This window comes from Rhizobium sp. C104 (genome assembly GCF_022354505.1).
Classification (GTDB): Bacteria; Pseudomonadota; Alphaproteobacteria; order Rhizobiales; family Rhizobiaceae; genus Rhizobium; species Rhizobium redzepovicii.
In genome coordinates this window covers 2,771,734-2,786,086 of record NZ_CP092348.1, presented here as the reverse complement: position 1 = coordinate 2,786,086, position 14,353 = coordinate 2,771,734, and the positions used below count along the sequence as shown (strand labels likewise).

At 56.6% G+C, this 14,353-nt stretch carries 7 protein-coding genes; all 7 read right to left on the bottom strand.

Annotated elements, in window-relative coordinates; translation table 11 throughout:
- Positions 1 to 230: 230 nt before the first annotated feature.
- Genes brxL through MF410_RS14975 form a run of 7 tightly spaced genes read right to left on the bottom strand, consistent with a single transcriptional unit; the run spans position 231 to position 13,294 of the window.
- Positions 231 to 2,378: a BREX system Lon protease-like protein BrxL gene (gene brxL / locus MF410_RS15005; protein ID WP_239619849.1), complete on the bottom strand. Its 2,148-nt coding sequence runs from the start codon at positions 2,376 to 2,378 to the stop codon at positions 231 to 233.
- Between the two features lie 10 nt (positions 2,379 to 2,388).
- Positions 2,389 to 4,494: a BREX-1 system phosphatase PglZ type A gene (gene pglZ, locus MF410_RS15000; RefSeq protein ID WP_239620431.1), complete on the bottom strand. Its 2,106-nt coding sequence runs from the start codon at positions 4,492 to 4,494 to the stop codon at positions 2,389 to 2,391.
- Positions 4,458 to 4,889 carry a hypothetical protein gene (locus tag MF410_RS14995; protein WP_239619848.1) on the bottom strand — a complete coding sequence of 144 codons (432 nt, stop codon included), beginning with the start codon at positions 4,887 to 4,889 and terminating at the stop codon, positions 4,458 to 4,460. Before MF410_RS14995 ends, pglZ begins: the two co-directional genes overlap by 37 nt.
- On the bottom strand, positions 4,882 to 8,421 hold the full coding sequence (gene pglX, locus MF410_RS14990) for a BREX-1 system adenine-specific DNA-methyltransferase PglX (protein ID WP_239619847.1): 3,540 nt from the start codon (positions 8,419 to 8,421) through the stop codon (positions 4,882 to 4,884). The genes MF410_RS14995 and pglX overlap by 8 nt, the downstream gene beginning before the upstream one ends.
- Entirely contained in the window at positions 8,421 to 11,945 is a 3,525-nt protein-coding gene (brxC, locus tag MF410_RS14985) for a BREX system P-loop protein BrxC (RefSeq protein ID WP_239619846.1), read from the bottom strand. The genes pglX and brxC overlap by 1 nt, the downstream gene beginning before the upstream one ends.
- 3 nt (positions 11,946 to 11,948) lie before the next feature.
- Positions 11,949 to 12,551: a DUF1788 domain-containing protein gene (locus MF410_RS14980; protein WP_239619845.1), complete on the bottom strand. Its 603-nt coding sequence runs from the start codon at positions 12,549 to 12,551 to the stop codon at positions 11,949 to 11,951.
- On the bottom strand, positions 12,548 to 13,294 hold the full coding sequence (locus tag MF410_RS14975; protein WP_239619844.1) for a DUF1819 family protein: 747 nt from the start codon (positions 13,292 to 13,294) through the stop codon (positions 12,548 to 12,550). Before MF410_RS14975 ends, MF410_RS14980 begins: the two co-directional genes overlap by 4 nt.
- Positions 13,295 to 14,353 lie beyond the last annotated feature (1,059 nt).

The following is a 14,353-nucleotide window of genomic DNA, read 5'->3' as shown; positions in this document are numbered from 1 at the left end:
ATGCCAATCCCGTTGCAAGTCGGGCGGCGTAGACTTTGATTCATCGCATTCTGGCCGGTTTTACCCGTATGCGCCACCACAATAACTTGTCGACGTACAGCATTTCAACTCGCGGCTACTTTGAGACGCCGATGCGAGCGCACCGGCCTTGCCCTCGATCCGATAGAACTCTGTCCGCTTTCCAGTTCTTCCCACTTGAAGCGGACTGCCCGCGAACGGCCCCAAAGCACTCATGTGCTATGGGCTGCTTCATCTCCTGAAACTAGGGCGATGGCCGTGCTCCTTTCACCTGCAACCCTCACATAGGTCACATAGAACCCCTTGATCACCCGGTGGTCCTGTAAGCGATCGCCAAGTGAAAAGCCTTCCGTCTTGATCGGTGGCTGAAAAATGTCGAGCCCGCGATCAAGTACGATTTTCCACCCGGTATCAGTGACGATATCGCGAGCATGAGCTGTTCCAGACGTGTCGAGGGCCCAGCTAAATTCTACTCCGGAGCCAGTGCAGGCTGCCTTGATGGAATCGAGAAGCTCTCTTTGACGCGACAGATTGCCATCGTCTGGCGCCGTAACGAGATGAACCCGTACCTGATCCTCGGGCCGCTTTCGGCGGATTAGCATCTCCACGAATTCCATCATATTCCGGATCTGATAGAAGAGCCGAATGTATGGATCAGTCACGACGACAAGAGAGGCTCCGTCAATATACTGACCAAAGAGCTTGTCATAACTGACACCCTTGCGATTTTCGGCATAGACGAAATGGCCTTCCGCAGGCGCGATTGAGCTTTGACCTGCTGCGTGCGCCGATACCGTAACGGGAACGGCCCACTCTTTCCGCTCATTCGAAGGAGATGCCACAGGGATATCGAGCAAGGTATCTTCCTGCTCGTCCCGACCACCGGTGCCTTTTGTGTGATAGAACTGCGGATACTCCTCTTCCTCCACGGTGGTCACGCGGCGCTTGACGCCGTCGGCGCCAATGTAATGGAAGTCCACTTCCGGGTAGGTGCTGTCGATACGTGCAAGCTGGTCCTTGACCCGCTTCCGGCTTTCCAAGGCGAGACGGAGCAATTCCTCGACTTCAGCCTCTGTTTGGCTGCCATCCGGAAAGATCAGCTTGAGGAGGCCTGACATGGTCTTGGAGATCGCTGTGCGGTCCCGCTCCGAGATCTTCTCGCTGATCTTGAAATACTGCTGAACCCGGTTGGAGTAGTCTTCGGAGCGTAGATGGCGCAGGATTTCGGCGAGGTAGTCGACGATGAAGCCATAGCCCGTCGTGAACATTTCGCCGCGGATGACGTCGATTTCCCAGCCTGGCAGATAGGCGTGCAAGCGGTCGATGAAAGCCGAGTCATGGAACTGGCTAGGCAATGCCTCGAAGAGGTCGCTGTTCTTCAGCATATAGGGCACGTTGTGGTCCGTATTGCCGACGAAGGAGAAGCTGGCCTCTGCCCCCATGGGGTTCACCCCACGGGAAAATGTTTTGTTGGCCATGTAGTTCTTCATGATGTCGACCAGCGCCTTGTTCGCGGTCTTCTCCCGTCCAGCGAACTCGTCGAAAGCAACCACATCCCAGTAACCAACCAAACCGATACGGCCGTTCGAGTTGTTCACGAAGAGTTTGGGAACCGTAATCTCACCGCCTGAGATCAACTGGCCGTGCGGGGAGAATTCCGAGTAGACGTGCGACTTGCCCGTTCCTTTCGGCCCCAGTTCAATCAGATTGTAGTTCCGCTCGACGAAGGGAATGAGGCGCAGCAATTGCAGCAGCTTGCTCCGGCGCCCAAAGGCTTCGGGTCGGAAACCAATGCTCTGCATGAGTAGGTCGATCCACTCGTCCGTGGTGAAGGCCCGGCGAACGTCCCGATATTGCTCATAGTCAACCTTGGCGATCTGGATCGGCTTGATCGTTTCCAGAATCCAGGGCGAAACCCGCGCCTCCTCAGAAAATTCATACTGCACATCGGCAATACACCACACGCCGGTCACAAGCAGCTTCGGATGTGTCTTGACCGTGTTGCTGTCGACGGCGACTTTCTTGATCCCGAGGTTCTCAAACACCGCCTCGTAGCTGTCGGTCTTCTCGTTGAGCGATACGCTGATTTGGTCAATTACCTTGTAACGGCCGCGCTCCCGGATGGTGGATTGGATGAGGCCAGCCTCGCTGCGGTGAACATAGTGCTTGCGCAGGATGTCCTTGACCGTCTCGATGCCCGTCTGGATCGATGCCTCATCGTCCGTCGCGCAATACTGCCCTAGCAGATATTCCAGCACGTAGGTGGGCACGATGGCGTTGCCCTTCACGGCCTTTACGAGATCCTTTCGGACAACAAAGCCCGCGAAGTATTCGTTGATCTTGCTGTCGCGATCGCTCATGGGCCGGTCCTCAGAAATCAAAGTCAGTGGTTATACCGCGACGCAATTCAAACCGATGCGTGGCATAATCTTGATAACGGCTTGTCTTGCCAACGCGCTCACGCAGCTTCAGGGTAACATCCTGATTGTTGAAGCGATCAGCTTCTCGCGACAATAGGAACTTGCGCGGCATTTCCCGCTCACGCGGATTGTCGGAACTAAAGTCGAACACGAGGGTGTACTCGTCGGAAATCAGCGTTCCATCGGCGGAATAAATACCCGCCTGTACCTCGCGCGGTCGCATTTTTTCTGAAGCAGGCTGTACCTGATACAGCGTGACCGCCGTTTGACCCGACGAGATCAAGCTGCGACCGGAAACGAGGATCTGTACCTCGACGTGGTCGATATCTGCCTCTCGCTGCTTGCCGACCCGGATGACGGGAATGACGATTTCCTGCAGGCTGGCGCCGCCATGAACGAAACGGCTGCCGGCACCTCTCACACGCATGCGGTTGATCGAGTTCGGGATAAGAACATCCAGGTCGCCGGAAAGCCCCAAGTTGGCGGCGGTGAAATGTTTCATGCCGTCAGTTGCAACGAGCCCTCGGCCGATTACGAAGCGGCGATTGCGAAATAGCACCTCATCACCCTTCGGATCGGCGATTGCGAAGTCGCTCTCGTCAAGCGCACGGTGCTGATAGAGGAATCCGTGGTCTGCGGTAATCAGGATATTGGAGAAGTTGGCTGACGTCAGCTTCCGAACAAGCTTGGTCAGGTCCTCGATGGTGTCCTCGACAGCTTCCGGCAGCAGTTCTTCCGTCTGCATCTTGTCGCCAATCGCGTCGATGCGGTTGTGGTAGATGTAGATGATGTGATTGTCGCGGAAGAGGGCCTTTGCCTCGTCGACGCGTATGTTCATCACCTCTTCGAATTTCAGCGCCTTGGCTGTGTCTCCATTACGGCCGGCGGCCAGCAGCTTTTCCCGTGTCGCCAGACCTCTGGTGTTTTCACCACCGGAGAGAATATCGCCGCTGCCATCCTCGGCCATGGCCAGCCCGTTGTGCGGCAAGAGTGCGGCCATGCCGAGCTGGGTATAGCTCGGCAGCGAACTGATCATCGGCTTGAGATCTGCGTCGAAGCGATCCAGCGCGCGGATCCGGCGCAGGCATTCCTCGGCGACCTCAAAACGCAGTGCATCGGAAATAATTACCGCGACTTTCTGATCTTTCCGGCGATACTCAGCCGCCTGTTCCCGGTAGAAGTCGGCCTGTGATGCGTAGCCGGGGATCTTCCAGTCGTTCAGTCGGGCGACCTGATCCTGCCAGGCATCGTTGACGGCCAAAACATAGCTGTTGGTGTAGCGGTTCTCGACTGACTCGTAGAGATCGGCCAGCAATTGCGCCTGACCGCTCTTCTGCATGTGATAGATGAATTTGCGATAGAGCTGGTCCAGGCGGCACCAGGTGCTGACATAGCGCTGCACGCCTTCCGACGCACTTGTCATGCCCAGATGAGCTTCCGCCAGCGCCTGCTGAAACTCGGTGGCGAAACCGATGGCCTGATAAATGTCCTCGTATTTGGGATACCAGTGGCTCTGCCGCCGTTCGCGCACCCAAGTCAGCACCTCCGGCGCGCCAACCGCCTGCGCGGAAAGAGCCTGTACGATCTGGCGGATGATCTCGCGGTCGATTTCCTCGAAATGGTCGATGGTGACAAAAGTCCGGAAATCGCGCTTCTTCAGGTCGGCAGGAATGGCCAGCAGATCCTGATATCGGGCCGAGAGGGTCTCGAAGGCTTCCGCCCAGTGCCGGTTGTTCTTCCAGCGGCGGAAGACGAGCAGTGCCTCGGCATTCAGAGCCCCATCCTCGCCCAGCACGCGGGCATAGGCGGATTGGAAGAGGGAGATGGCGAAGTCCTCGAAATCCGGCTCGCCCGATTTGTAGTCAAAGGCTTGGCCCACCTGCGTCCAGAAGAAGTCCGTTAGGCCGGAGCGCTCGATCAGCCGCAGACCGTCGTCCTTGCCAGCGCCAAGATCGCCCAGCAGCGCTTCGATCACGGTATCCAGGCCGCCCTCGGCGCCAGCGCAGACGGCAAGCATTTTCAAGCGCATCTGGGTCTGGGTATCGGAGGTGTGCAGCAGCTTTTTAGGACCTCGACACGAGGCTTGGCGCCGAAGAAACCGATATGCGCGCGCACGACATTTTCGAATTGCAGCGGCAGGCCCAGTTCCGCAACCCAGATGGCGGCCTGATCCGCCTTGAACACGGTCGTTGCCAATTGCATATCCAGCAGCCAGTTTTCTGCCATCGGCGGCTCAGGCCCGTCCTTGAACAGCAGGAAACGGCCATCTGGCTCCTGCCGCAGGATGCGGTACTTTAGGCCGAACTCGTTGTTGGCGATGTCCAGCTTGGTCACGCCCGAAAGCTCGAGCGCGTCAAACTCCGCCCGCATGTCACGGTCGGTATCGTACCAGAAGACGATCCGGTGTTCTTCGAAGAGACGCCGCAGGCTGGCGGCGATGCGATCACTCATCCGCAGCCTCCAGCCCCTTGATGGGTCTCAGCGCCGCGCCGAACAGTGGATAGTTGCGCTTCACGCCATCGTCCAGATCGATTTCGATCTTCTTCTGCGCCAGCGGGAAGATGACATCGCGCTCCCATTCCTCCAGTTCGGCGATCTGCTTAGTGACAGTGCCGACATCCTTGAGGGCGCGGGTGCGAACGTTCTGGGCCGCCGATGGATCATCGGAGACCTTGTCCAGCCGGGCACGCTCGGCTTCCAGCTTGCGGATGAACTCGCGCAGGTAGTCGTTCAGCAGCACAGACACCGTTTCTGGCCGGTAGCGGTGCATGTAGATCAGCGCCTGGAATGTGCCCTTGGGGCTGGAGAACATCCAGTAGATCGGCCGCTTCTTGTAGCGCTTGAGATGATCCTCATAGAAGGTCCGGGTGAAGTATTTGCGGATGTCGCCAATCTGCGCCTCGATGAAGGCGAGGTTCTCGCGGAACCGCTCTTCGCCAAAGGTCACACGCAGGAACTTGCGGAAGCGGTCCACGATGTCATCCGGGAACCAGTCGCCGTCCAGGACGGGGATCACATTGTCCGCATCCGGCAGGAAGCTTGGTTCCGCCACGTCCTTCTCGTGCAGGCGGGCCAGGTAATCGGCAAGCGTTTCGCCCTGATTGGCAAGGATCAGCCCCGGCGCATCAAGGCTGTAGCGGCCGAACATGCAGCCCACCGCATAGGAAAGAAACTCGGCCATGGTGTCAGCGGTCAGCCGCGCTTCCCGTTCTTCCACTGTTCCCTTCGCGCCATAGCGATAGGCCGGGTTGCAGGTTAGCGTGATCTCCTGGATCGGCACATCAGGCGTCAACTCGTCAGCCAGACCATAGGCATCGATGAAGATGCGGTTGTTCTCTTCCTCCAGGCGCTGCATTTCGTCCGTCATGTCCTGCCAGTGAGTGCGGAGACGGGCATAGCTGGCCTCCAGCGTCTCGTCCCGGTGATCGGGTGAGAGCTGCGGCAGCGTGGTGAAATCCCAGGAGGTTTCGTAGGCGTCCCAGTCGGATTTTCCCTTTTCTACTAGAGCTTTCATGTCAGTGACACTCACTGAAACACTTCCAGCCAATGCTGGAAGGTTTCGGAAATTCCCAACATTGAAATGTAAAGTAGGATTTAGAACCGCGTTCAGTTCGCTGCACAGGTTAGAATTCAGAAATGCCAGCAGAAACCACTCAGAGTATTTACCTGACGGAAACGCTGAGGGCGCTGTGATATCGAACAGCGACCCATCGGAGTATCTGAATGAGTTTTTTCCTGTGGTTACGTCCGACCAGTTAACGGAGCGGTCAAAGTAAAACTTTTCGTTCCAGCATTTTGAATTGTTCGCGGTAATTCGACCAGCGGCGAGGTCAATTCTTTTCCTTTGTTTTATGTTATTCCCATCGTCCTGCCAGTCGACAACGAAGTCATAGTTGCCGTACCAACGCCGGAATTCGCCGCCTTTGTTGTACGGAAACCATTTTTTACCGGAAGCGGAAGCGCGTTCGCGAGTTGAAACGCCTATGCCCAGTTGGCCGCTTCCAACTTCAAACCACTGTCGCAGGTAAAGATTGTTATCATTTGTCTGTAGACCGTTTCCGGCCTCCACATTATCACCCAGACGCTCATTCTCTTTGAACATTCGCCGGAAGCGTTCAGAGAGCCAGTATGCGATTGGCTCTCCCGGAATTCTTTCAAAATCTTGAGGTGAAAAAACATAGAAGTTCGCAGATAGTCTGTCACTAATACCATGACGGAGCATCGCTTTTTTCTCGCTTTCTGACCTTCCTTCAGTCAAACGCACAAATTCGGAAACTGATTCTCTACGCGTCTTGGCGCGAAAAACGAATGCAGTAGTCGAGACTACTGCCCCGCCGATGGTGTCGAAGGCACGTTCGCCCAAGTGAATCATGGAAAGAATGGCGTGATCGGAAAGAAGTTTTGATCTAAGCTTTTCGTATGAAGAGATAAACATCCATGCCTGCATGTTTATCATTGCCATGTTTCCAGCAAGTGCTGTCAAATCCAGGCAACGTTCCATGAACATGGCAAACAGATCCGTCTTACTGGCTGGAAAGTGATCCCTTGTAAAATTTACAAGTTGCGGGTTCATATTGCCTTTGCCCATATACGGTGGGTTGGCCACTACCACATGATAGTTGGGCGATAGCGCAGCGGCCATGCCAAGCACAGCCAGGACGCGTGCCTGCATCTCCTTCAACAGCAGGTCTGAGCTGAAATCCCGTGCCTCCACCAGCCGCAGCGTATCCGCCGGGTCGCCCAATTTCGGCACGATCAGCGAACCGAAATTCTTCGCCTGTTCGAACTGTGTGAGTGTGTCGCGCAGCGCATTTGTGAACAGATCCTTGCCCACCACGGCGGCCACATCCGTCAGCTCGGCAGGCGTGAAGCTGACGTTCTGCAACACGACGATATCCGGCTTCACCTCCATGCGCAGGAAGCGTCGGCGTCCCAGTTTCGCTGCCGCCTTCATGGAAAGCGCAAAGGCTGCCAGTGCGGCCGCGCGGTCATCGATCTCGATGCCGGTGAGATTGTGTTTGAGGATTAGCGCCGGGATCTCGGCGCGGTCATAACCCTCTTCCTCATAGATCGCGTAGAGCAGGTCGAAGGCATAGGTCAGCATATGGCCGGAGCCGCACGCCGGATCACAGATCTTGATCTCTTCCGGCTTGCCGAGCTTCAGGAAGTCCGTTTCGGGCTCTTCCGGCGCGATGTAATAGTCCATCTGCGCGGCGAGCTTCGAGGCGGGGCGGTTCAAGAGCCACAGACGCCCCAGCGAGTTTTCCACGAGATAGCGGACAATCCAGTGCGGGGTGAAGAGCTGGGTTGCAGCGGGAATGTTTTCCGCCGTGATCTTGATGTTCTTCTTCAGGCCGGCAAAGACCTGATCCTTCTTTTCCGAGATGTAGAACTGGTAGAGCCAACCGATGATTTCGACATCAGTGCAGGCGTTGTCGGCCATGGCTTCCCTCAACCGGGCGAGGATGGATGTTGGCGACAGCAGATCCTCCGGCATCAGGAGTTCGGTATAATCGCCCACCTTTTCGAACAGGAAGGGCATGGCCCCGTGCCAGGCATTGCAGGCATGCACCAGCAGGAGCCGGTAGGCCTCCGCCTGCGGATCATTTGAGGGGCTGCGGCCTTCCAGCAGGGCGGAGATGGCAGAAGGTGCCTTTTCCGGCAGATTGCCAGCCATGGCTTCCGCCAGAATTTCCGGCCGTGTTGCACCTTCCGCAGGGGAGACGACACGTGGATTGGTGTAGCCGTTCACATCCATGAAGCGCAGGGCCGTGAAACGGTTGAACCAGGTATAGGCCACCTGTTCGATCACCTGCCGTTCGCTCGCCTCATGGATCGCGACTTCCAACGCCTTCACCGCCGCCGGCTGTTCGCGCCGCGCCGCAGAGGCCGGATCCAGCACCAAAGCCAGCTTTGCGGTGACCTGATCGATCAACAGATTGCGGGCGCTTTGCGCAAATTTTTTCAGGGCATTGGTATCCATCAGACGATCACTTTCTTGCCTGCTGCGATCTCGGCCAGCAGGGTCTTGCGCAGTTCATTGACGTATTGCTCTACATCCGCCGCTTCGGCGAGATAGGTGCGGGGATAGGCCACCTTGATTTGCGAAGCGTTGATATAGGTTGGCGGCTTGATGACTGGCGCTGGCGGCTCGGACATGCCAGTCGTCATGGGCTTTGGCGCCGCAGGCGGAGGAGCAAGCCGGGCGATATCCGCCAGGATCTGCTGCATCAGGCCCGTGCGCGCACCATTCGCCTTGTCCCGCAGGATCGGGATCATGCTGACCGTCTCAACACCGGTTTTGTGGGTTTCGATGCTGCGCTTGATCTTGTCCTGCTGCTCCGGGGGCAGTGCCTGGAACTCGGACGTCCAGGCGATCTTCTCGACACATTCATCCACCGCCGCGATCACCGCCTTGCGCTCCTTCAAGACGTCAAGCTCTACCTTGTCCTTCAGGGCGTAGAGGTCTGCCTTGAGCGACTGGACGGCATTGCCCTTGTAGCAATCCTGGTCGTTCAGCGCTGCGCGCAGCTTTTCCCCGGCACCAGCATCGACATAGCCGATATTGGCTTCCTGTGACCGAAGGAAATCGCGGACGTCATCGTAGATCGTCTTCTGGGCACCGGCCATGAAGCTGCGGATCTTGTCGAGGATGTCCTCCTTGGCATTCAGCAGCGCGTCTTCCTGCTTCACCGGCTCGGTGATGTACCAGGCCGGGGGCTTGCCCGTCATGTCGACTATCCGATCCCGCAGCGGCTCCAGGGCGACCAGGAAGGGATAGTTTCGTTTGTCAGACAGCAGCCGGTTGAGTTCGTCCGCCAGCTTGCGTGCGCTATCCGCCCACTCGCCGCCAAGTACCCGCGCATCCGAGCCATCCGCCGGCTGGCCGAACAGTTCCCGGTATAGATCCTTGGCAGCCCGGATCTGGGAGGGGAGGAACTCCACTTGCGGCGTGAGCAATATGTTGCCCAGCACATGGCTGTTGTTCAACGCACGCGCCAGCCCGGCGCCCTCCAGCGGCGCGCCATCCGACCGGGCTTCGCACTTGCCCTTGGCCACTAGGCTTGCGGTGAGACAAAGGGTGGCGACCGTCGGCCAGCCATAGGGCTTGGCGCCGAACCGCTCCGTCAGATACTTGACTGACACCTTCACTCCGTTGCGGGCCTGCCCCTGGATGTGGTTCAGGACCTCCTGCTCCTCCTCCTTCAGGCCGGTATCGCCGAGAAGGTCATTCGCAAGGCTTGCCGCCTTGGCAATATCTGCCTCTTGGTAGGTCACGCCCCGCAGCATCGGCAGGTTGACATAGACCTTGTCAACGAGAGACTGGAATGCCTTGACGATGCGCTCTTGCGGCTCGTCTACGCCAATATCAAGCTCGTCGCCCCGCACGAAGAGACGTGCGTCCGCAATCAGTTTTCGAAGCCGGGCTTCCAGATCCTTCGCACGGCGGGCGTTTTGATCGCCCTTTTCCTGAATGATGCGGTCGCGTCCCGGCTGCGGTGAGCCAGTGCGAGCCTGCCGGATGTACTTGTCGGTTTGCCGGAACAGCCGCAGGTCGCGAACGAACCGGACGTCTGGCAGCAGGACGACAGCCAGCTCCTCGCGACCGAGGTTGCGCATGCGGACGGTCTCCGGGACTGCGATATCATCGCCGACCGGGCTGATGATGTTGATGGACAGCTCATATTCGCGGCCCAAGAGATGGTCGTCGAGCTTCCGGCTGAAGGCATATTCGTAGCCCGTCGTCAGATGCTTGATCTTGCGGTGACGGAGGATGGTGTCGAAGGCGAGATCTTCCAGCGCCTTGGTGCTTTCCGCCGGGTCGACGTCAAGCGCCTTGATCTCCGCCTCGACGTCCTTCTCCTCATTGGTGAGAAACTCATAAACATCGCCATTGCGCTGAATGTAAGTTTCCCGCTCGAGGCGAGCCAAGGCCTCCTCGATCCTGCGGCGCTGTTCGCCTTGGTCTACATCAAACTCCGATAGCAGCAGGATGCTGATATTCCTGACTGTCGCCCTGAAGCCCTTGACGTATTTGACGAGGAACAGCGCTTTCAGGACACGAAAGGCATAGGGGTCATCGAGATTGTCTTTCGCAATATGGATGGATTGCTGGACGGAGGACTTCAGTACCGATTGTATGCCGTCGAACATGCGATCGAAGGTCGCGAGGCCGCCGACCGGCATATCTTTCAGAGCCTTGGCGACCTCCTGAAACACGGCCAGCATGGACCGTTCGCCAACAGAACTGTGCTTGCCTTCAAAAGCGTTGTGCTCCGAAAGCGAGGTGATCGCCATCTGGAAGAGCGTGTACTGGTACGGTGGGAAGGGGTAGCTGGCGATGAAATGGTTTCGATCGCGATAGTTTTTCAGCGGTATCGAACCATCGGCAAAATCGAACAATGTTCGGAGATTACTGACCTCTTTGTCGTGCAGGTTTCCGAGCGTGATTTCCGCGGCCTCGGTTTTCGCCAGCAGACGCTTCTGGATGACCTCAGCCACATCAGCAGAGTTCAGCGGCATGCGATTGGAAAAGCGGGCCTGAATTTTGGAGAAGTCGTTCTCCTGGCGCGCCGTCATGTCGCCCACGACATCTGTGAGGGCCTGCTGCGCTGTAACGATGATCCACGCTTGTCCCTTGCACTTGGTGTTCAGGCTTTCGGCAATGGTCTGCAGGTTGGTCATCAGCTTGACGTTGTCAGCGATGTACTGACCAACCTCATCGACAAAGAAGTTCAGCCGAAACTTGGGCACCTGCCGGTCGATCCAGGCCTTCACCGTATCGGCAAAATCCTCGATTGAGACCCGCGTATCCTTACGATACTGCGTCAGGATATCCTTTGCATCCGCGGCATCCGTTCCGGTAGCGTGAGCGAAGGCTGCGGCGATGTTGCGTGCTTCCAGCAGAGCCTCTTCTCTGCCGCGGGTTTCCCAGGGCTTGCCGGACAGTTCCACGAAGGCCGTCTTGAAGGTGTCGAGTTGCCCGCGCTCATCCAGTTGCCGCTCGAACTGGGCGATGTGCGGCTGCTTGCCGTAATAGCCGCACATTTCATCGAAGACTTTCTGGAACACGGCCAGCAGCGCATCGACATCCGTCTTAGAGATAACATCGGCCTTCTGGTCGATGTTGAAGAGGATCGATTTGGACGGGATCGATATGGCCTTGCGCAGCGCGCCGGCCAGCATCGGATCGTTCTTCAATTCATCCTTCTGCGCAAAGATATCGAAGGCCTTGACGCCATCAACCTCACGGTTTTCCAGCAGCAAGGCGAGCATCTTGAGAAGATGCGACTTGCCGGAGCCGAAAAAGCCGGAGATCCAGACGCCGTTCGCGGTGCTGTAGTTGTTGTAGGCCTCCAGTAACTGACCCAGCCTAAGCCCGATTTCGCCGGTGATGACGTACTCGTCCAACTCCACCCGCAGGCTTGCCTCATCATCCGCCTTGATGACGCCATCGATGGAACGATCGACAGGCTTCTCGAAAATGTCACGCATCGCGATCGTCATGGATCAGACCTCGTAATTCAGGATATTGAAAGCTCTGTAGTATTTGTCGTCGTGCAAGCACCCGAAGAGATCCAGCGACGCTCCGGTCGCAAACGAATGGGTGTAGCTTCCGGGGAAGAAAAGAACCGTCGGCTTGTCCTTTGCCGTGCTTTGCAGATTGTTCAAGACGTTGTGCGAGCGGATGTAGGGATACACCTCACCGACGCCCGACAGGAAAATGACGTCGTGCGGCGTCGATGAAATCGCCTCGCCAATCTTGGGGATCAGATTGGCTTGGGGGTCCAAGACCGACTGAAGCAACTCCCGAAGCTCAATTTTATCCGTCTCTGATTCGACGTTGAGGACCTGCTCGAGGATCCCGCGCTCTTCCAAAATACCGAGCGACAGATCGTACAGGCTGAGGTCCAGGACGGTCACACGTGCGTGGCCAACCCGAGCCACCAGTTGGTGCCTGTCATCATCCATCGAAAGCCCTTCCTTGGCGTCGTAGGGGTAGATGAAGAAGGGCACCTCATTCCCGAGACCCTGCTTGGTCAAGAATCGCGGGCTCGTGATGACTTTGAAAAGATGTTCAGAACGCGCTTTGCGGGTGGCTGGCAGGTTCATGCGATGCCTCTGTCGGATTTCAAACCGGGAAATAGCTGGATATCTGAAGGACTGTGCTCTGCAATTATTCCGTCGAACTGCGGCGAGATGTATGTCGCCAGGATCTTGTTCTCCTTTGAGATGATGCCAGCCTCGCGCATGATCCGGAAAAGCACCTGCCGCAGCTTTGATCGTGTCGTGGCGCTGATGCTCGCGAGCGCGTCATTCCACTCTGCTTTGTGAGCGAAGAAAGTGTCAAAGCTCTCGACTGATAAGTCAGTTTGAAGAGACAGGAAGCGCTCCCGCACAACCTCAGTCGCAAATTCATGCACGATACGATATTCGCGACATACTGCCAGCCAGAGCAAAGCCTGTTGATCGGTGCGATCTCTCGTCTCACCAAAAAACCGCAGCTCCGCATCATTCAGCTTGGAGAGCCTACTCGCAATTTCACGAAGGGTCCGACGCCGAGAGGCTACTTTCGGCAAAGATGTGATGCTCTCGCCAAGCGCCATTTGTCGCGTTTGGTTCCAGTTCGCAGACGTCCTATGAAGGTTTACGATGTCGATGCTTTCGTTGAGAAACAATCCGCCAACGACGAAGGACATTTTGTAATGTTGATCGTTCTCGGTCGTCACGATGGGATGCTCCTGCAGTTCATCAAGTCCTGCGTCAGGGTCCGTTTGATGATCAGTCGTCGCTGCAGCATGCAATTGGCGATCAACAGTTTCAATAGCGGGCTCAAGGTGTGGCATGTCGGCCATTTGCGTAAGGCTGTATGCCTATGGCCATGTCGTGGCTAATACTCATCTCGTTAAAAAATTGATGAAACTGGCCAGTAGCCACGGATTGGCTGTTGGTCCGGAGATGGACCTCCGCAAGAGCGCCGACGGTCCTCGTTCCGGAAAGATCACAGAGTGCGGCCAAGCCGATGGCCACAACGAATATCTCTTTGAAAGCGTCAAATAATCGTCCCTTGCGCTCAGCGCGAACTATCCATGATTTAGGCATGCGTATCCCCCGGCAGAGATACATTCATTACTCATCGAAAGATTGCAAGGCGAACAGAATTACTGTCCACGGATGCGTTAATACGAGGTTCCGTTGTCGGAAATCATTTCCGCCCGTTTACCCCTCGGACACCTGTTCGCGACGATACCGTCAGTCCCCTATTGCGTCTTCAGATTGTCGCCAAAGTCCGTTGCACGGTTCGTTGGCCAGATCCGGAACCGGCGCCAGCCGTCCGTGGCCTTGGCTTCTGAAGACATGCGCGAGGAAGGCATGTAAGGATCAGGCCATACTCGGCGTCAGGGACGTTTAGACAGCGCGGCCGAATGCGCCTTTGTTCGTTGAGCCGTCCTCCTTGCGTAGGCCGCTTTCGTAGTAGTAGTCCGCTTCCTTGAACGGAACGGCATGATCGAAAGGTAGGAAGTCCTCGATCAACGCGTAGATGGTCAGGCTTCGATGGATCCGGAATGATGTCGGCGATCAGGGCCGTCGTAAAATAAGCCTGCCGTCCACCGGTCTTCATCAACTCGCCGCTCGGACGCCACGGTTCGTAATAGACAATCCAGTCACCACTCGCCGCTTCGAACTGACGCAGATAGGTGCGCGGGAGATGATACCGCTGCTCCGGAAGATCATCTTTGGTCGGAGCGAGTTTCGTTGTCAGCACTGCCTTTGACATAGTGTCACTCACTTGAATCTGCGTATCTGGTACCAAGTTGGCAGGTCCTCGAAAATGGGCACGTTTATCGAGTGAGGTGCAACCAGAGAATGCGGAAATAATACTTAGGTGATTTTATGTAAAAAATAATTTTTTG

Coding starts and splice junctions, on each gene's coding strand:
- pglX (WP_239619847.1), bottom strand. CDS start 8,421: ATGGATACCAATGCCCTGAAAAAATTTGCGCAAAGCGCCCGCAATCTG.
- MF410_RS14995 (WP_239619848.1), bottom strand. CDS start 4,889: ATGAGTGATCGCATCGCCGCCAGCCTGCGGCGTCTCTTCGAAGAACAC.
- MF410_RS14975 (WP_239619844.1), bottom strand. CDS start 13,294: ATGGCCGACATGCCACACCTTGAGCCCGCTATTGAAACTGTTGATCGC.
- MF410_RS14980 (WP_239619845.1), bottom strand. CDS start 12,551: ATGAACCTGCCAGCCACCCGCAAAGCGCGTTCTGAACATCTTTTCAAA.
- brxL (WP_239619849.1), bottom strand. CDS start 2,378: ATGAGCGATCGCGACAGCAAGATCAACGAATACTTCGCGGGCTTTGTT.
- brxC (WP_239619846.1), bottom strand. CDS start 11,945: ATGACGATCGCGATGCGTGACATTTTCGAGAAGCCTGTCGATCGTTCC.